Genomic DNA, 18,331 nt, shown 5'->3' with positions numbered 1-18,331 from the left:
TTAAACCGGTTCGGTGGTGACTTGCTCGCCCGCGCGATACGCCTCGTATCCACGCTTGCGCAGTTTGCATGCCGGGCACTGGCCGCAGCCGTAGCCCCATTCGTGCAGTTCGGCGCGCTCGCCGACATAGCAGGTATGCGTTTCGACGCGGATCAGTTCGACGAGCGTCGCGCCGCCCAGCGTTTCCGCGAGACGCCATGTATCGGCTTTATCGAGCCACATGAGCGGCGTTTCGAGCGCATAGCGCGTTTCCATGCCGAGGTTCAGCGCGACTTGCAGCGCTTTCATCGTGTCGTCGCGGCAATCGGGATAGCCGGAAAAATCCGTCTCGCACATGCCGCCGACGAGCACCTTCAGCCCGCGCCGATACGCGACCGCCGCCGCGATCGTCATGAACAGCAGATTGCGCCCCGGCACGAAGGTGTTCGGCAAGCCGTTCGCAGTCGACTGAATCTCGATTTCGCGAGTCATCGCGGTATCGCTGATCGCGCCGAGCACGGACAAGTCGATCATGTGATCCTCGCCCAGACGGCCGGCCCAATGCGGAAACTTGCTCACGACCTCCGCGCGGAATCCGCTGCGGCACTCCAGTTCGACGCGATGCCGCTGGCCGTAATCGAAGCCGAGCGTCTCGACGGTCCGATAGCGTTCGAGCGCCCAGGTGAGGCACGTGGCCGAATCCTGGCCACCGGAAAACAGCACGAGGGCGCTGTCCTTCGCGTCTATCCGAGTCACCGTGAAAACTCCGTGTATGAGATGAGCGTGGCGCGTCGCGCGGGCGGCACGGCCGGCATCCGCAATGTGAGAATCCAGTATAGGCCGGCGGGCTTTTGTCGAACGCGCGCGCCCTTTATGACTCCGATAAGCGGATCGGCGGAAGTTTCGCCGCCCGTTTGCGCGGCGTTCGAGCGCGATTCGGAGCATCGAAAAGAAAAGGACTTGCGGTCCGAGGACGAGGCAAGTCCTTAATTCGGCGCGAATTTTAGCATGGCGGCACATTGTTCGCCGAGCGGCGGACGCGTGATGCCAATGCACTCGCGACCGGCCAGCTAGCTAAATTTACGCACCCGCAAATGAAAAAGCCCGAGAGCGATGAACTCTCGGGCCTCTTGCATTCTGGTGGCCTGGGACGGAATCGAACCATCGACACGCGGATTTTCAATCCGCTGCTCTACCAACTGAGCTACCGGGCCAACGAAGAGGTGAAACTATAGCAAAGCGCCGCGTGTTGCTCAAGCCCTTTTCCCAAGATTTTGTTTCTTTCATTGGAATCGGCTTCCTTGCACGGCTTAAACCTCGTTCTTGTTCTTTCCGAGATCGACGCCCAACTGCTTGAGCTTGCGATACAAATGCGTGCGCTCCAGCCCCGTCTTTTCCGCGACGCGCGTCATGCTGCCGTTCTCGCGCGCAAGGTGATATTCGAAGTAGGCGCGCTCGAACGCATCGCGCGCATCGCGCAGCGGGATATCGAACGAGATCGATGCCGTCTGCCCCGCCTGACCCGGCGCCGCGCCGCCCGCGCCGGCATCGCCGGACGATGCGTTCAGCGCGGAAGCGCTCGGCAACGCAGCCGCGATCGGCACGTTCGACACACCCGCGTTCATCGCCGGCTTCAGCGCAGCGGCGGCGGCCGGCGCGGCCGTGCCATGCGCCAGCCCTTGCTCGACCGCCTTCAGCAGCTTCTGCAGCGCGATGGGCTTTTCCAGAAAGTTGAGCGCGCCGATCTTCGTCGCCTCGACCGCCGTGTCGATGGTCGCGTGACCCGACATCATGATGACCGGCATCGTGAGCTTGCCCTGCGCGGCCCACTCCTTCAGAAGCGTGACGCCGTCGGTGTCGGGCATCCAGATGTCGAGCAGGACGAGGTCGGGTGTCTGCTGCAGGCGGTACTCGCGCGCGTGCTGCGCGTTCTCGGCCACGTCCACCACGTGGCCCTCGTCGCTCAGGATCTCGGAGAGCAGTTCCCGGATCCCCATTTCATCGTCTACCACCAGGATGGTTGCCATTTAAGCTGCCCTTGTCTGCACTGTTGCTTTTGTCGTTCCGTGTTTCGCGGCGGTCGCGGATGAAGGCGTCGCACCATCGGCGGCGGTTTCGTCCGCGAGTTGAAGGAACAGAATCGAGACTTGCGCGCCTTCCACGACGTCGCCCGTCCTGGACCGGTTTCGAATGTCGATGCGCGCGCCGTGCTCGTCGACGATCTTCTTCACCGTTGCAAGTCCCAGACCCGTGCCCTTCGCCTTCGTCGTTACGTAAGGCTCGAAAGCGCGCGACAGAATGCGCGCCGGGAAGCCCGCGCCGTTATCGGATACCGTGAGCCGAACCGCAACGCGCGCATGCCCCGACGCATCCGGTTCGCCATATTCTACTGTCCTCGTTTCAAGCAGCACGCGCGGCTCGGGTACGTCGGCGACGGCGTCCTGCGCGTTCTGCAGCAGGTTATGGATGACCTGACGAATCTGCGTCGCGTCGCCGCGTATGACCGGCAGTTTCGCGAGATCGACCTTGATCGGGCTCTTGCCTTCCTCGATGCCGTATAGCGTCAGCACTTCGCCGACCAGATCGTTCAACTGCAGGGTCGCGAGCACCGCGGGCGGCGTGCGGGCGTACTCGCGGAAGTCGTCGACCATGCGCTTCATCGCCTGAACCTGATTGACGATGGTCGTCGATGCGCGCTTGAGCACGTCCGCGTCCTGCGGCGCGAGCTTGTCCGCGAGCTTCATCTGCAGGCGCTCGGCGGAAAGCTGAATGGGCGTGAGCGGATTCTTGATCTCGTGCGCGAGACGCCGCGCCACTTCGCCCCATGCGACGGAACGCTGCGCGGAGATGACGTCCGAGATATCGTCGAACACGACGACATAGCCGGTCGTTTCGGCGTCTTCAGTATCGCTTTCGGTGCTCACCAGCAATTGCGTGCCGCGCACGAGCAAGGTAAGCGGATCGTTCTCGCCCGGCACCGTCACCGCGACCTGCTGCTGCCAGTGCCCGCGATCCCCCGCCGGATGACCGCTGCCGACCGCCGCCGCGTCGCGCTCGGCGAACGCTTTCTTCACCATCGCGCCGAAATCGGCAAGCACGTCGATGCTGTCGAGCGGCTGATTGATGAGCGCGCCGAACGGCTGACGGAAGATGCGCGCTGCGCCGCGATTGGCCGTCGTCAGCCGGAATTGCCGGTCGAACACGAAGACGCCGGCCGTCAGGTTCGCGAGAATGCTTTCGAGATACGCCTTCGAATGTTCCAGCGCGATGCGGTTGTTCTCGACCGCCGCCCGCGCTTCGGATAGCTGGCGCGTCATCGCGTTGAAAGACTGCGTGAGAAAGCCCAGCTCGTCGCGCGAATTGATCTCGCGTTTAGGCGTGTAATCGCCTTCGGCCACTTCCTTCGTGCCCTGCGCGAGCAGGAACAACGGCCGCGCAAGCTGATTGCCGAGCGCGAGCGCAAGCATCATCGCGATGAACGTCGCCAGGAAGAGCGCGAGCGTCAGCGTGCCGATATACATCTTCCGCAAGCCGGTGCGCCCGAGCCGCTTCTCCTGATACTCGCGATACGCGCGCTGCACCGCATCCGCATTGCGCGCGAGCTCCTGGCTCACGGGCTGCTCGATCTGCAGGAAGCGATCGACGTGCTGGAATTCCGTGGTGGTCGTCGGGTCGGGAATCTTCGTGATGACGCGAAGACGAAGCGCGCCCTTCGGCCCGTTCGATGACGGATCGCCGTCTATCTCGCCTTCTATCGCGCCGAACGGCCGATCCTGCGCCGCCTTCAGCATTGCGCCGTTTGGTTCGTTCGTCGGCAGCAGCGCATAGATGTTGCCCGAAGCCTGCGCGATGGTCCGCAGGCCGGGCACGCGCAGCGACCCGCCGCCCGCGTTGAGGTCCTCGCGGTTGTATTGATCGCGCGGACGCTCGAACACGACGGCATCCTGCACGCCGTATTGATCGCGCAGACGCAGAAGCGAGAGCGTGAGGCTCGACGGATCGGCGCTCGCCAGTTGATCGCTCATCTGACGGCCGCGGTTCTTGAAATCGGCGAGCGAAGTTTCGAGCATCCCGCGCCCGAGCGTCAGGCCGGACGTGAGCGCGGTCTCGACGTTCACATCGAACCAGGATTCGATGCTTCGCGACACGAACTGATACGACACGACGTAGATGATCGCGCCCGGCAGCACGCCGACGAGCGCAAAGATGAGCGCGAGTTTGGCGAGCAGCCGCGTGCCGAAGCGCCCCTGCCTCACGCGCGACACGATGATCAGCGTGAGGCCGATGACGATCAGCATGAACACGCAGGCGACCACCACGTTCGCGGCATATAGCCAGCCGTAATAGCGGTCAAAGAACTCCGTATTCGCGCTCGCGAGCGCGAGCATCACGAGCAGCAGAACCGCCGTGAGCGCAACTGTCGAAACTAGCAGCCGAACGACAAGACTCTTCATGTCCGTGCGGCCGCGTCGAAATCTATTTCGCACGTTCCGCCGCCGTAAAAGTGAATCGCTTCCAGTCCGAGGAAAGGTTCCAGTCGCGGTTATTGACCGCGTCGATCTGGAACGGCTTGGGCATCAGCGCGATGTCGAGCTGCATTCGCACCGATGCGTTATACGTTTCTCCGATATGCACCTGATTGCGGTCGATCACATGCCACGACGTGACATGCTTGATGACCGCCAACGCTTCGTTCAGCGATGCAAAGCGCAACTGCAGGCCGCCCGTCGACACGCGGTATTCGTTTGTCAGCGGTTGATACGACAGGCGGATGCTTTGCGACACGTTGACCGGCTCTTCGTCGAACCAGTACCAGCGCGGCCGCGACAGCGCGAAGTCGATGGTGAAGTAGAGCGGCACGCTGCGATTCACGGCTTCTTCAAGACTGCTGTTGAGATCGAAGTCGAAATGCGCATCGAGACTCCAGCCGGTATTGTCCGCCTGCAACGACGCGCGCTGCACGGAGATCGTTTCGGCGAGCGCGGGTTGCACTGCGGCGAAGCTCAGCCAGAGCGCCAGCGCAGTCCAGATGACGGCCGCGAGCCGAAGCGGAAGAATGCGTTTTATCGTCACCGTTTCTGAAAGCGCGCGTAGAAGAATCCGTCGTGGTCCGCGATGACGTCCGCGTTCCGGTTCGATGGCGTGCTTCCGCCCTCTGCATCGCCCGGACCGTGGCGTTCGATGGATGTTTCGTCCGGTGACGCTTGCACCGCACTCGCGCTCGCGCGCGCCGCCGTCGGCAGCAGTTGCCCCGGCGCGTCCAATCGTACCGCATCTTCATGGGTCGCTTCAAACCAGCGGGCCTGCTCTTCGCCCTCCTCTGGAAAGATCGAGCACGTCACGTAAAGCAGTTCGCCGCTCTTCGCGACGAGCGGCCACAGCGCCGAAAGAATTCGTCTTTGTTCGTCGACGAGCGCGGGAATATCCGATGCCCTGCGCAGCCAGCGAATGTCCGGATGACGCCGCACGATGCCCGACGCCGAGCACGGCACGTCCGCGAGAATGCGATCGAAGGGCGCGCCGTCGAACCAGGGCGAAGGGTCGCCGGCATCGCCGACGCGAACATCGGCCGAGAGTTTCAGGCGCTCGAGATTCTGTCCGATGCGGCTTGCGCGGTCGGCGTCGCTTTCGAGCGCGACGAGATCGACTTGCGCGAGTTCGAGGATGTGTCCGGTCTTGCCGCCGGGCGCGGCGCACGCGTCGAGCACGCGCATGCCGTCACGGGCGTCGAGCCATTGGGCCGCGAGTTGCGCGCCCGCGTCCTGCACGGACACTTCGCCTTGCGCGAAGCCGGGAATGCGATCGACGGGCATCGGCGTTTTCAGGCGCACCGCGTGCAGGCCGGCCGCTTGCGCGTCGATGTGCTCGGACTTCAGGCGATCGAGGTAAGCATCGACAGTCGCGTGCCGCGCGTTCACGCGCAGCGTGAGCGGGCCTTGCGCGTTGCCCGCTTCCAGAATGTGCTCCCACGCTTGCGGCTGGGCGCGCCGGACAGCGTCGATCCACCATTGCGGATAGTTCCACCGCGCGACGGGGCTCTTGATCGCCTCGTCGATGAGCGCGTCGCGTTCGCGCAGAAAGTTGCGCAGCACCGCGTTCACGAGTCCCTTGGCGAACGCGAATTCGCGACGCGCGGCGATTGCGCTCACGGCCTGATCGACGACGGTGAACGGCGCGTACGCGGCGTGCGCCTGGTCGTCGGTGAGCAGCGCGAAGGCGCACGTCAGAACGTTGCCGACGTGCGGCGGCGGGGCTTTGCGGACGAGCTTGTGCAGCAGCGCATCGGCCAGCGCCAGGCGGCGCATCGTGCGATACGCGATGTCCTGAATCGCGCCGCGCGCCCCCGGATGCTTGCCCGACGCGACGACCGTCTGAATCGCGGCGGGCAGAGCCGACCCCGCGCGCACCGCGCCGACGGCCTGCGCCGCGCAATCGAGCGCGAACGCGAGCGAATCGGGCGCAAGATGCGGCGCACTCATGCGGGACGGCCCGCGCGGCGGCTGAGGCGCGGCGTCGTGCCGCCGGGAAGGCTTGTCGGTCATGTAGGGTGGGTTAGGCTTGCGCAAACGAGGATTGTAACGTGCGAGGAAACGGGCTCCGGTCGTGCGGGCAACGGGGACGGGCATCACGGATGGACGCCAGACAAAAAAAGCCGCCCCGATCACTCGGGACGGCCTTTCGAACCGCCGCTCGGTGGATTACATCCGGCCGGTGCGCGCCATCTCCATCAACCGCGCGACACGCTCCTCGGTCGCCGGGTGCGTCGAGAACCAGTTCGCGATGCTCCCGCCCGACAGCGGATTCATGATCATCATCTGCGCCGTGGCCGGGTGCGCTTCGGCTGCCGGGAACGGCACCCCCGACGCATACGCGTGGATCTTTTCCAGCGCGCTCGCGAGCGCCTGCGGATCGCCCGAAATCTGCGCGCCGCCGCGGTCCGCTTCGAATTCGCGGGCGCGGGAAATCGCCATCTGGATCAACGCACCGGCGATCGGCGCGAGAATCGCCACCGCGATGCTCGCGATCGGGTTCGAAGGACGGCCTTCTTCATCGCGTCCGCCGAAGAACATCGCGAAGTTGGCAAGCGCGGAGATTGCGCCGGCCATCGTCGCCGAGATCGTCGAGATGAGAATGTCGCGATGCTTCACGTGCGCCAGTTCGTGCGCCATCACGCCGCGCAGTTCGCGCTCGGACAGCACGCGCAGAATGCCGGTGGTCGCCGCCACCGCCGCGTGCTCGGGATTACGCCCCGTGGCGAACGCGTTCGGCGCGTCTTCGTTGATCAGATAGACGCGTGGCATCGGCAATTGAGCGCGCGTGGCGAGCTCGCGCACCATGCGATAAAACTGCGGCGCAGTGGTTTCGTCGACTTCCTGCGCGTTGTACATGCGCAGAACCATCTTGTCCGAGAACCAGTACGAGAAAAAATTCATGCCGAGCGCGATCAGCAGCGCGATCATCATGCCCTTCGATCCGCCGATCATGCCGCCGATCACGACGAAAAGGGCCGTGATCGCTGCCATCAGCATCGCGGTTTTGACCCAGTTGAACATATGCGGAGCTCCTTCTCCCTAATACGATGCGCAATTTGCGCGGTGGGCCCGGTTAGTCGACCGGGCTAGCCATTGTAAGCAAAATGTTAGATAGGGTCATGCACGAATAATTCAACTATCTGTGCGATGTCGCCAGCTTGATGCCGAGGCCGACGAACGCACCGCCGACGCCGCGATCCAGCCACCGCTTGACGCCCGGCTTACCGGAGAACCGCTCGGTGACGCTGCCCGCGATCCACGCGACGAAGCTGTTCCAGACCGTGCTCATCGCGATGAACACGAGGCCGAGCGTGAGAAACGCGAGCGTCTTGTGCTGGCTGTCGGCGGCGACGAACTGCGGGAAGAAGGAGACGAAGAACAGCACCACCTTCGGATTCAGCACGTTGGTGACGAAGCCCTGCGTGAAGAGTTGCCGAAGCGACTTGGGCGCGGACTTCGCGCTTGCCTGGGCATTCGAGGCGTCGCTCGTGTCCTCGTGCTTCGCGAAGATGAGCCGCACGCCCAGATAGATCAGGTAAATCGCGCCCGCGATCTTGACGACGGTGAACGCCGTCGCGGATGCCGCGAGAATCGCCGTCAGCCCGAACGCGCAAGCGAGCGTATGCACGATGCAGCCCGCCGAGATGCCGAGCGCGGAGACGATGCCCGCGCCCCGGCCTTGCGCGACACTGCGCCCGACGATGTAAGCGGTATCTGGTCCCGGCGTGACGTTGAGCAGGAAGACGGCGACGAGAAAGAAGGCGAAACCGGTGATGCCAAGCATGAGAAGCCTCCAGACGGGCTTGTGACCGATCTCTTTATTCTAAGCCGCGCTTGTCGCCGTGAACGGTGAACCGCTGTCCTTTCGACAAAGGCGCGCCGGCGAGGAATTCGCGCACCGGCAGACGCTTGCCGCCCGGCTTCTGCAACTGCGTGAGCCTGAGCGCGCCGTCGCCGCACGCGACGACGACCCCTTCCGGCGATACGTCCACGATCACGCCCGGCTCGCCCGTCACGCCGCTCAACGGCTGGGCCGCCCAGATCTTGATGGCGGCATCGCCGAGCGTTCCGACCGCACCCGGGAACGGATCGAAGGCCCGCACTTGCCGGACGAGCGCCTCCGCTGGCCGTCGCCAGTCGAGCGCCGCTTCGTGCTTGGCGATCTTTTCGGCATACGTCGTGCCGTCGTCGGGCTGGGGTATCGACGGAAGCGAGCCGTCGCGTTCGAGGTCGCGCAATGCCGCGACGATCAGATTCGCGCCCATTTCCGCGAGCCTGTCGTGCAGCGTGGCGGTGGTGTCGTCGGGATCGATGTTGGTGCGCGCTTCGCGGATCATCGCGCCGGTGTCGAGGCCGGCGTCCATCTGCATCAGCGTTATGCCGGTTTCGGTGTCGCCAGCTTCGATTGCGCGGTGAATCGGCGCGGCTCCGCGCCAGCGCGGCAGCAACGATGCGTGAATGTTGATCGCGCCGCGCGGCGGAATGTCGAGCACTTCCTGCGGAAGAATCAGCCCGTAAGCGGCCACGACCATGACATCGTGCGGCGTGGCGCGAAGCAGGTCGATGGCGTCGGCCGCTTCCTGCGGATACTTGCCCGCGCGCCGCAGCGATGTCGGCTGCGCAACGGCCAATCCGTGTTCGAGCGCGAAGCGTTTGACCGGGCTCGCGGTCAGCTTCATGCCGCGTCCGGCGGGCCGGTCCGGCTGGGTCAGGACGAGCGGAACCTGAAAGCCGGCCGCATGAATGGCGGCGAGCGCGGCGGCGGCGAATTCAGGCGTGCCGGCGAAAACGACGCGCAGCGATTGAGTCATCGATGAAAGCTACCTTCAGGCGTGCCTGCAAAAAACGTGATTCCGGTGCGCCTCAGAGCGCCTTTTCCAGCTTCTTCATCTTGCCGCGAATGCGCGTCTGCTTGAGCGACGACAGATATTCGACGAACACGTGCCCCGCCAGATGATCCATCTCGTGCTGGATGCAGACCGCGAGCAGATCATCGCAATCCAGTTCGAAGGTCTCGCCCTTTTCGTTCAGCGCCTTGACGCGAACCTTGTCGGGACGCTCGACGAAATCGTAGATGCCCGGGACCGACAGGCAGCCCTCTTCCCACTCTTTCTTGACTTCACTCGCCCAGACGATTTCCGGGTTGATGAACACCATCAGCTGGTCGTGCGTGTCCGACACGTCGATGACGATCACGCGCTCGTGCACGTCCACTTGCGTCGCCGCGAGGCCGACGCCGGGCGCGGCATACATGGTCTCGGCCATGTCCGCGACGAGCTTTCGAATGCGGTCGTCCACCACGGCGACAGGCTTCGCCACCTTGTTCAGCCGCTTGTCCGGGTAGTTGAGTATGTTGAGCAGAGCCATGATTCGGATTGTCTACGCGCGCCGCGACGCGTGTGAAGTCGGCCATTCGGCCAGGTTGCGGATGGGTGGCGGCATGCCGAAGATATGCGGGTGAATCCACGGGATTCAACGCCGCCGGCAAGCGGCCAGACAGCGTCGCTACGGACTGCAAGCGCGGCCGGGCGACGATTCTTAATATGTACGGGATCAAAAATCTTAACATGACGACCGCCACCCTGCCGACCGATACCGCAACTCCCGAAACCGCCGCGCCGCCGTCCGATGCCGATGGCGAAGAACTGCGCGCGTGGTTGCGCCTCGCGCATGCGAGGGGCCTGCGTCCGCTGGCGTTGCGCACGCTGCTCGGCGCGTTCGGCGGACCGCTGGAAGTGCTGTCGGAAAGTTTCGCCTCGATCGCACAGGTCGCTGACGAAAACGCGGCGAAAGCCGTCGTCGCGCCGCCCGGCGATATCGAAGGCGTCTCTTTCGATGACTATATTGAACGGGTGCGCGAATGGGCGTCCGAGCCCGGCAACCGGATACTCACGCTCGCCGACACGGACTATCCGCAAGCCCTGCTGACGATGCCCGATCCGCCGCCGCTGCTCTACGCGATAGGCCGGCTCGACGTGCTCCAGGCGCGCGCCGTGGCGATCGTCGGCAGCCGGCACGCTTCGCCGCAAGGCGCGGAGGACGCGCGCCGCTTTGCGCGGTCGCTGTCGGACGCGGGGCTGGCGGTCGTTTCGGGGATGGCGCTTGGCATCGACGCCGCCGCGCATCGCGGGGCGCTCGACGGTCGCGGGGGAACGATCGCCGTCATCGGGACGGGCGCGGATCTCGTCTATCCGGCGCAGAACCATACGCTCGCGCATGAGATCGCCCGCGACGGCGCGATCGTGTCGGAATGGCCGCTCGGCACGCCCGCGCGGTCGGCGAACTTTCCGCAGCGCAACCGGCTGATCGCGGGGTTGTCGGGCGGCGTGCTGATCGTGGAAGCGGCGATGCGCTCGGGATCGCTGATCACCGCGCGGCTGGCCAACGAAATGGGGCGGGACGTTTTTGCGATTCCGGGGTCGATTCACGCGCCGCTGTCGCAGGGATGCCATCGCCTCATCAAGCAAGGGGCGAAGCTCGTCGAGATACCCGAAGACGTGCTCGAAGAATTCGGCTTCCCGACAGCGCGCAGACGCGGAAGCAATCGCACGGGGGGCACGCAGCCCGGGCCGGCCAGCGCGTCGTGGGCGTCGGCGCGGCTGCCCGAGGCTCAACCGTCCGCCGACGCCGAACGCGTGCTCGCCGCGCTCGGTCACGCGCCCGCGACGCTTGAAATTCTCGCTGCGCGGACCGATCTGCACGGGGCCGCGATTCAGGCGGCGCTGCTGCAGCTCGAACTGGCGGGCGTCGCGACCGCGCTGCCTGGCGGCCGCTACGCCGCGCTCGAACGCTCGTGAAGTCGCCTCGTGCTACATTCGCGGGAAATTAGCCCGTCACGCCCTGCCCCAAGAAGGATTTCGCAAACGCCATGTCCGCGCTCAATCTCGACACCGATGCCGATCAGATCGCCGAGCGCGTCGCCGAGCCCGGCACGCTGTTCGTGGCATGCCTGTGCGCGGAGTGGTGCGGAACGTGCCGGGAGTATCGCGAAGGATTCGACAGGCTCGCCGCCGCGCATCCGGACATCTGCTTCGCGTGGATCGATATCGAGAATCATGCGGACCGTTTCGACGACCTCGATGTCGAGAATTTCCCGACCATCCTGATCGAAGATTCGATCACGACGCGCTTCTTTGGCACGGTGCTGCCGCAGGTGTCGATCGTCGAGCGGATGCTCACCGACCTGACCGCGCTGCCCAACATGGCAGGCGCACCGAAGCTGCGCCCGGCGCTTGCTACGGCGTAGACAAAACTGGGGCATTACGGGCGTCGAAACGGTCGGAAACCGCCGGTTCGCCGCGCGTCCTAATCGCAGCCGCGGCGCGCATCGCGCAAAGCCTGTGCTATAAAGCGGTCGTTATGCGGTCCAAACGGGGCCGCTGCCAGACCACAACCATATTGAGTCATGTCCAAAGCCCTGATCATCGCTGAGAAGCCCTCCGTCGCGAACGACATCGCGCGCGCGCTGGGCGGCTTCACGAAGCATGACGAGTACTACGAGAGCGACGAGTACGTTCTCTCGTCCGCGGTCGGCCACCTGCTCGAAATCGCCGCGCCCGAGGAATACGACGTCAAGCGCGGTAAATGGAGCTTCGCGAACCTGCCCGTCATTCCGCCGCATTTCGACCTGAACCCGATTGCGAAAAGCGAATCGCGGCTGAAGGTCCTGACGAAGCTGCTGAAACGCAAGGACATCGACCGGCTCATCAACGCATGCGACGCGGGGCGTGAGGGCGAGCTGATTTTCCGCCTGATCGCACAGCACGCGAAGGCGAAGCAGCCCGTTCAGCGGCTCTGGCTCCAGTCGATGACGCCCGCCGCCATCCGCGAAGGCTTCGCGCATCTGCGCAGCGACGCCGACATGCAGCCGCTCGCCGACGCCGCCCGCTGCCGCTCGGAAGCGGACTGGCTCGTCGGCATCAACGGCACGCGCGCGATGACCGCGTTCAACAGCAAGGGCGGCGGTTTCTTCCTGACGACCGTTGGCCGCGTTCAGACACCAACGTTGTCGATCGTCGTCGAACGCGAAGAAAAGATTCGCCGCTTCGTGCCGCGCGACTATTGGGAAGTGCGCGCCGAGTTCGTGGCCGCGAAGGGCATCTACGAGGGCCGCTGGTACGACCCGAAATTCAAGCGCGTCGAGAACGATCCGGAGCAGCGCGACTCGCGCCTCTGGAGTCTCGCGGCGGCGGAATCGGTGGTGGCGGCGTGCCGCGGCAAGTCCGGCACCGTCACCGAGGAATCGAAGCCGTCCACGCAACTGTCGCCGCTGCTCTTCGACCTGACGAGCCTGCAGCGCGAAGCGAACAGCCGCTTTGGCTTCTCGGCGAAGAACACGCTCGGCCTGGCGCAGGCTCTGTACGAAAAGCACAAGGTCCTGACCTACCCGCGTACCGATGCCCGTGCGCTGCCGGAAGACTATCTCGGCACGGTCAAGGACACGCTGACCATGCTGAAGGAGAGCAACAACTACCTGCCGTTTGCCAAGCAGGTGCTCGACAAGGGCTGGGTCAAGCCGAACAAGCGCATCTTCGACAATTCGAAGATCAGCGATCACTTCGCCATCATCCCGACGCTGCAGGCGCCGAAGGCGCTGTCGGAGCCGGAGCAGAAGCTGTATGACCTCGTCGTCAAGCGCTTCCTGTCGGTGTTCTTCCCGGCTGCGGAATATCTGGTGACGACACGCATCACCGAAGTCGCGGGGCATCACTTCAAGACCGAAGGCAAGGTGCTGGTCGAACCGGGCTGGCTCCAGGTCTATGGCCGCGAGGCTGCGGGCGAAGACGGCAACCTCGTGCCGGTACAGAAGGGCGAAAAGGTCGACGTCGACAAGGTCGCCGCGCAGGCGCTCGTGACCAAGCCGCCCGCGCGCTACAACGAAGCGTCGCTGCTGTCGGCGATGGAAGGTGCGGGCAAGCTCGTCGAAGACGAAGAACTGCGCGACGCGATGGCCGCGAAGGGTCTCGGCACGCCGGCGACACGCGCCGCGATCATCGAAGGGTTGCTCGGCGAGAAATACATGGTCCGCGAGGGCCGCGAACTGATCCCGACGGCCAAGGCGTTCCAGTTGATGACGCTGCTGCGCGGCCTGGGCGTCGAGGAACTGACCGCGCCGGAACTGACCGGCCAGTGGGAACACAAGCTGTCGCAGATGGAGCGCGGCAACCTGCATCGCGATGCGTTCATGCAGGAAATCGCCCGCATGACGCAGACCATCGTGAAGCGCGCGAAAGAGTATGACTCGGACACTATCCCCGGCGATTACGCGACGCTCGAAACGCCGTGCCCGAATTGCGGCGCGCAGGTGAAGGAGAACTATCGCCGGTTCGCGTGTACGAAGTGCGAGTTCTCGATCTCGAAGATTCCGGGCGGACGTCAGTTCGAAATTCCGGAAGTGGAAGAACTGCTGCGCGAAAAAACCATTGGGCCGCTGTCAGGCTTCCGCAGCAAGATGGGGCGTCCGTTCTCGGCCATCCTGAAGCTCTCCTTCGACGACGAAATCAAGAACTTCAAGCTCGAATTCGACTTCGGCCAGGACACCGGCGGCGAAGATGGTGAACCGCCCGACTTCTCGGAGCAGACGCCGGTCGGCGCGTGTCCGAAATGTCAGTCGCGGGTGTTCGAGCACGGCATGAGCTATGTCTGCGAGAACTCCGTCGCGAATCCGAAGACGTGCGATTTCCGCTCGGGCAAGGTCATCCTGCAACAGGAAATCGGGCGCGAGCAGATGGAAAAGCTGCTGAACGGCGGCCGCACGGACTTGCTGACGAACTTCAAGTCGTCACGGACCGGGCGCAACTTCAAGGCGTTCCTCGTCAAACAGCCGGACGGCAAGATCGGCTTCGAATTCGAAAAGAAGGAAGCCAAGCCGGGCGCGAAAACGGCGGCCAAGCGCGGCGCCGCTGCCGAGCCGCAGACCGATAACGCCGACGAAGGCGATAGCGACGTCGCCGTAGCCGCGAAAACGACGCGCGCCAAAGCCGCGACGAAGACCGTCGCGGCGAAGAAAGCGCCAGCGAAGAAGGCCGCCGTCAAGAAGACTGCGGCGCGAAAGGCGGGATAACTCGCTCCGGCGCACTAACGCCGACATGAGGAAGCATCAGGCCCGCGAAGCGATTCGCGGGCTTTTTTACGTCAGCAGAGCGCGACGCTCGCTAAAAAGCAAAAAGCCCGGGAAACGAAATCTCCCGGGCCTTCTCATGCTGCCACTCCGGCAAAACTCAGAACGGCGATGCCGCCGGCACGCGCCCTCTCGTTCGCGACGGCTTCGACAGCTTCGGCCCCAGTTCACCATCGATCGAACGCGAGCGCGGCGCGGGCGGCGGCGCTTGCGGTTCATCGGCGGATTCGTAGTGCGGCTGCGCGCCAGCCGCGACGGGCTTGCCCATGCCGTCGCGGATCCATTGTTCGCCGAGCTGATGATTCGGCGTCTGGCTGAAGTGCTCGACGAGGTGATCGATGAAGGTCCGCACCTTCGCCGGCAAATGCCGCCGGCTCGGATATGCGACGTTGATTTCGACCTGCGGCAACTGATAGTCGCTCAGCAGGCGCACGAGCTGGCCGCGCTTCGTATCGTTGCCGATCAGATAGCTCGGCAGAATCGCGATGCCCATGCCCAGCAGCGCGAACTGCCGCAGCATCTCCGTATTGTTCGCGATGATCACGTTCGACGGCCGCACGCGCACTTCGCCCTCGGGGCCGGTAAACACGCGTTCGTCGCCCCAATACTCGGACGGCAGGCTAAGGCACGGATGTTCCAGCAGATGCTCGGGACGCGTCGGCGTGCCGCGCTTCTCCAGATACGCCGGCGTTGCGCAGACGGTCATGCAGCCGGTCGTCAGCCGCCGCGTGACGACGCTCGCGCTCTTCACTTGCCGCGCGATGACGATGCCGACATCGAACCCTTCCTCCACCAGATCGACCTGGCGGTCCACGAGCGTCACATCGGGGATCACTTTTGGATAGCGCTGCGCGTACGTCTGCAATACCGGCGCGAGATTGTGCAGCCCGAACACGACCGGCGCGACGATACGCAGCGAGCCGAGCGGCTCGTGATTGCGCGCGACGACCATCTGTTCGACGTCTTCGAGTTCATCGAGAATCTGGCGCGCACGTTCGAGATAAACCTGACCCGACTCCGTGAGCGACAGACTGCGCGTGGTGCGATTGAGCAGGCGCGTGCCGAGGCGGCCTTCGAGATCCGCGACGTGCCGCGTCGCGACCGCGTTCGAGATATCCATCGCGCTCGCGGCTCTGGCAAAACTGCCGAGATCGGCCACGCGGACGAACACTCTCATCGACTGCAAATGATCCATGGGACAACTCCTGCCGCCAGGCGGCTATCAATTCTGCTGCAAGGCAATTCAGAATTATCCTAGGACTGAGGAAATCGTGCAGAAGTTGCGGTTGGCGGTTGCCTTTTCGAAAAAATTCGTGGGCGAAGGGCGGCCGGCGGGGAAGGAGACACTCCCCGCCCGCACCGTGTTGAACTTTGCCCGGCGATGTCGACCGCCGGGCGATGCGAAGCGGCCGGGAATCAGGCCGCGAGCCGCTTCTCCATGCCGGCCTTGGCTTCCGGCAGTGCGTCCGGCAGCCCTTGCTGCAGACGGGTGAACAGCTCGTCGTGCAGCGCGAGTTCGTCGCGCCATGCGGCGTCGTTGACCGAGATGACCTGCTCGAACTGGTCGCGCGTGAAGTTCAGCCCGCCCCAGTCGATGTCCTCGTAACGCGGCGAAATGCCGAACGCGTGTTCCTCGCCGCTCGCCGTGCCTTCGATGCGGCCGACCATCCAGTTCAGCACGCGCATGTTTTCGCCAAAGCCCGGCCACACGAACTTGCCGTCGTCGCCCTTGCGGAACCAGTTCACGCAGAAGAACTTCGGCGCCTTCGCGTTGAGCGCTTCGAGGCGCTCGCCGATCTTCAGCCAGTGGCCGAAATAGTCGCTCATGTTGTAGCCGCAGAACGGCAGCATCGCGAACGGATCGCGGCGCACGACGCCCTGTTGCCCCGCGGCGGCGGCCGTGGTTTCGGAGCCCATCGTCGCGGCCATGTAGACGCCTTCCTTCCAGTCGCGCGCTTCGGTGACGAGCGGCACGGTCGTCGAACGGCGTCCGCCGAAGATGAACGCATCGATTGGCACGCCCGCCGGGTTCTCCCAGTCCGGATCGATCGACGGACATTGCGATGCCGGCGCCGTGAAACGCGCGTTCGGATGCGCGGCCTTCGCGCCGGTCTCCTTCGCGAGCTCGGGCGTCCAGTCGCGACCCTGCCAGTCGATCAGATGCGCGGGCGGCGTGTCCGTCATGCCTTCCCACCAAACGTCGCCGTCGTCGGTCAGCGCGACGTTCGTGAAGATCACGTTTTCCTTGAGCGTCGCCATCGCGTTGAAGTTGGTCTTTTCGCTCGTGCCCGGCGCGACGCCGAAGTAGCCGGCTTCCGGGTTGATCGCGTACAGCCGGCCATCCTTGCCGGGCTTGATCCACGCGATGTCGTCACCGATCGTCGTCACCTTCCAGCCGTTCAGGTCTTGCGGCGGGATCAGCATCGCGAAGTTGGTCTTGCCGCACGCCGACGGGAACGCCGCCGCGACGTGGTGCTTGCGCCCCTCGGGCGACGTGACGCCGAGAATGAGCATGTGTTCGGCGAGCCAGCCTTCGTCGCGGCCCATGGTCGACGCAATGCGCAGCGCGAAGCACTTCTTGCCGAGCAGCGCGTTGCCGCCGTAGCCCGAGCCGAAGCTCCAGATTTCCCGCGTCTTCGGAAAATGCACGATGTACTTCGTGTCGTTGCACGGCCACGGCACGTCCTTGCGGCCATCGGCGAGCGGTGCGCCGACCGAATGCACGCAGGGCACGAACTCGCCTTCCTCGCCGAGGACTTCGAACACCTCGCGGCCCATGCGCGTCATGATCCGCATGTTCGTGACGACGTACGGGCTATCCGACAATTCCACGCCGATATGCGCGATCGGCGAGCCGAGCGGGCCCATCGAGAACGGCACGACGTACATCGTGCGGCCGCGCATCGCGCCGTCGAAGAGGCCGTCGAGCGTCGAGCGCATTTCCTGCGGGTCGATCCAGTTGTTCGTGGGGCCGGCATCTTCCGGGCGCTCCGAGCAGATAAACGTTCTGTCTTCGACGCGCGCGACATCCGAGGGATCGGAGCAAGCCAGAAAGGAGTTGGGGCGTTTGGCGGAATTGAGCTTCTTCATCGTGCCGGCGGCGACCATCTGTTCGCAGAGCCGGTCGTATTCGGCTTGCGTGCCGTCGCACCAGACGACGCGATCGGGTTTTGTCAGCGCGGCGACGCGTTGAACCCATTGGATCAATCGTCGGTGCCGGACATAGGCCGGCGCCTGGACGTCGACGACGTTGTTTTTATTTTCTTCGGCTACTGCGGGCTGGTTCATCGAGTTGTCTCCGTTTCTGCAATGAAAACCGTGAGCCCTGACGCTGCATGCGAGAGGCATTGCGACCGGAACCACCGTGCATTTTCAAAAGATATTCGTCGCACGAAAGACGGTTCCCTTTGCCGATTGCGGCGTCATCGGGCCTGATCCTGCGACGCAGCGCCAGGCGGCTTGCGTCGCTAAGGAACAAACTGTTAAAAAGAGATACTAAGCGGCCTGTCCCCTTGCGGATTACCGTGTTTTCCGCAATGGCGCCGCATTTTTTTGTTTCCCGAGCGGGTTATTTGCTCGGAAACGAGGAAATGAGCTTAACACCGCCATGCAGCCCTGCTTTGATGCTGCGCAGTGAGATCACAGTTCCTGCGATTTAGTGCGGCTTTCTCGGTAATTACCCGAAGTTAATCCGCTCTAT

The 18,331-nt window shown here is 64.1% G+C and carries 14 protein-coding genes and 1 tRNA gene; 3 read left to right on the top strand and 12 right to left on the bottom strand.

What is annotated here, in order from left to right; genetic code table 11:
- The 10 genes from queC to def all read right to left on the bottom strand — a co-directional run bounded on the left by queC (position 1) and on the right by def (position 9,878).
- The gene (gene queC, locus BG57_RS23310) at positions 1-735 is read right to left on the bottom strand and encodes a 7-cyano-7-deazaguanine synthase QueC (protein WP_035968577.1); all 735 of its coding nucleotides are present in this window, start codon (positions 733-735) and stop codon (positions 1-3) included.
- Between the two features lie 382 nt (positions 736-1,117).
- A tRNA-Phe gene (locus BG57_RS23305) sits at positions 1,118-1,193 on the bottom strand.
- A 96-nt stretch (positions 1,194-1,289) separates the two neighbouring features.
- Positions 1,290-2,006, bottom strand: coding sequence for a response regulator transcription factor EsaR (gene esaR, locus BG57_RS23300; RefSeq protein WP_035968575.1), 717 nt, complete (start codon positions 2,004-2,006; stop codon positions 1,290-1,292).
- The gene (locus BG57_RS23295) at positions 2,007-4,433 is read right to left on the bottom strand and encodes a sensor histidine kinase (protein WP_035968573.1); all 2,427 of its coding nucleotides are present in this window, start codon (positions 4,431-4,433) and stop codon (positions 2,007-2,009) included. It abuts the gene before it with no gap.
- A gap of 22 nt (positions 4,434-4,455) precedes the next feature.
- On the bottom strand, positions 4,456-5,052 hold the full coding sequence (locus tag BG57_RS23290) for a DUF4390 domain-containing protein (protein ID WP_035968571.1): 597 nt from the start codon (positions 5,050-5,052) through the stop codon (positions 4,456-4,458).
- On the bottom strand, positions 5,049-6,521 hold the full coding sequence (gene rsmB, locus BG57_RS23285) for a 16S rRNA (cytosine(967)-C(5))-methyltransferase RsmB (protein ID WP_035968568.1): 1,473 nt from the start codon (positions 6,519-6,521) through the stop codon (positions 5,049-5,051). Before rsmB ends, BG57_RS23290 begins: the two co-directional genes overlap by 4 nt.
- Before the next feature lie 156 nt (positions 6,522-6,677).
- Positions 6,678-7,532, bottom strand: a complete 855-nt coding sequence (htpX, locus tag BG57_RS23280) for a zinc metalloprotease HtpX (protein ID WP_035968567.1) — start codon at positions 7,530-7,532, stop codon at positions 6,678-6,680.
- 115 nt (positions 7,533-7,647) lie between these two features.
- On the bottom strand, positions 7,648-8,295 hold the full coding sequence (locus BG57_RS23275; RefSeq protein ID WP_035968564.1) for a LysE family translocator: 648 nt from the start codon (positions 8,293-8,295) through the stop codon (positions 7,648-7,650).
- 34 nt (positions 8,296-8,329) lie between these two features.
- The gene (gene fmt / locus BG57_RS23270; protein WP_035968562.1) at positions 8,330-9,322 is read right to left on the bottom strand and encodes a methionyl-tRNA formyltransferase; all 993 of its coding nucleotides are present in this window, start codon (positions 9,320-9,322) and stop codon (positions 8,330-8,332) included.
- A gap of 52 nt (positions 9,323-9,374) precedes the next feature.
- The gene (def, locus tag BG57_RS23265; protein ID WP_035968561.1) at positions 9,375-9,878 is read right to left on the bottom strand and encodes a peptide deformylase; all 504 of its coding nucleotides are present in this window, start codon (positions 9,876-9,878) and stop codon (positions 9,375-9,377) included.
- A 200-nt stretch (positions 9,879-10,078) separates the two neighbouring features.
- Between def and dprA the strand changes: the two genes are divergently transcribed.
- The 3 genes from dprA to BG57_RS23250 all read left to right on the top strand — a co-directional run bounded on the left by dprA (position 10,079) and on the right by BG57_RS23250 (position 14,574).
- Complete coding sequence (gene dprA, locus BG57_RS23260; RefSeq protein ID WP_081850967.1) at positions 10,079-11,308, top strand: DNA-processing protein DprA; 1,230 nt, start codon at positions 10,079-10,081, stop codon at positions 11,306-11,308.
- A gap of 71 nt (positions 11,309-11,379) precedes the next feature.
- Positions 11,380-11,757 carry a thioredoxin family protein gene (locus BG57_RS23255; RefSeq protein WP_035968560.1) on the top strand — a complete coding sequence of 126 codons (378 nt, stop codon included), beginning with the start codon at positions 11,380-11,382 and terminating at the stop codon, positions 11,755-11,757.
- A 159-nt stretch (positions 11,758-11,916) separates the two neighbouring features.
- The gene (locus tag BG57_RS23250; protein ID WP_035968559.1) at positions 11,917-14,574 is read left to right on the top strand and encodes a DNA topoisomerase III; all 2,658 of its coding nucleotides are present in this window, start codon (positions 11,917-11,919) and stop codon (positions 14,572-14,574) included.
- A 157-nt stretch (positions 14,575-14,731) separates the two neighbouring features.
- Here BG57_RS23250 and BG57_RS23245 read toward each other — a convergent pair whose 3' ends face one another.
- Together BG57_RS23245 and BG57_RS23240 are read right to left on the bottom strand one after the other, a co-directional pair.
- Positions 14,732-15,826 (bottom strand): LysR family transcriptional regulator, encoded by a 1,095-nt coding sequence (locus tag BG57_RS23245; protein ID WP_035968557.1) that lies wholly within the window; start codon positions 15,824-15,826, stop codon positions 14,732-14,734.
- Between the two features lie 221 nt (positions 15,827-16,047).
- Positions 16,048-17,919, bottom strand: a complete 1,872-nt coding sequence (locus BG57_RS23240; RefSeq protein ID WP_035968556.1) for a phosphoenolpyruvate carboxykinase (GTP) — start codon at positions 17,917-17,919, stop codon at positions 16,048-16,050.
- Between the last annotated feature and the right edge of the window lie 412 nt (positions 17,920-18,331).

The organism is Caballeronia grimmiae, from assembly GCF_000698555.1.
Taxonomy (GTDB): domain Bacteria; phylum Pseudomonadota; class Gammaproteobacteria; order Burkholderiales; family Burkholderiaceae; genus Caballeronia; species Caballeronia grimmiae.
Note: the sequence above shows the minus strand (reverse complement) of the source record. Positions and strands in the feature narration are given on the sequence as shown.

Excerpts from the sequence above, each read along its gene's own strand:
- esaR (WP_035968575.1), bottom strand. The coding sequence starts at position 2,006 with ATGGCAACCATCCTGGTGGTAGACGATGAAATGGGGATCCGGGAACTG.
- BG57_RS23295 (WP_035968573.1), bottom strand. The coding sequence starts at position 4,433 with ATGAAGAGTCTTGTCGTTCGGCTGCTAGTTTCGACAGTTGCGCTCACG.
- rsmB (WP_035968568.1), bottom strand. The coding sequence starts at position 6,521 with ATGACCGACAAGCCTTCCCGGCGGCACGACGCCGCGCCTCAGCCGCCG.
- htpX (WP_035968567.1), bottom strand. The coding sequence starts at position 7,532 with ATGTTCAACTGGGTCAAAACCGCGATGCTGATGGCAGCGATCACGGCC.
- BG57_RS23275 (WP_035968564.1), bottom strand. The coding sequence starts at position 8,295 with ATGCTTGGCATCACCGGTTTCGCCTTCTTTCTCGTCGCCGTCTTCCTG.
- fmt (WP_035968562.1), bottom strand. The coding sequence starts at position 9,322 with ATGACTCAATCGCTGCGCGTCGTTTTCGCCGGCACGCCTGAATTCGCC.
- def (WP_035968561.1), bottom strand. The coding sequence starts at position 9,878 with ATGGCTCTGCTCAACATACTCAACTACCCGGACAAGCGGCTGAACAAG.
- dprA (WP_081850967.1), top strand. The coding sequence starts at position 10,079 with ATGACGACCGCCACCCTGCCGACCGATACCGCAACTCCCGAAACCGCC.
- BG57_RS23255 (WP_035968560.1), top strand. The coding sequence starts at position 11,380 with ATGTCCGCGCTCAATCTCGACACCGATGCCGATCAGATCGCCGAGCGC.
- BG57_RS23250 (WP_035968559.1), top strand. The coding sequence starts at position 11,917 with ATGTCCAAAGCCCTGATCATCGCTGAGAAGCCCTCCGTCGCGAACGAC.
- BG57_RS23245 (WP_035968557.1), bottom strand. The coding sequence starts at position 15,826 with ATGGATCATTTGCAGTCGATGAGAGTGTTCGTCCGCGTGGCCGATCTC.
- BG57_RS23240 (WP_035968556.1), bottom strand. The coding sequence starts at position 17,919 with ATGAACCAGCCCGCAGTAGCCGAAGAAAATAAAAACAACGTCGTCGAC.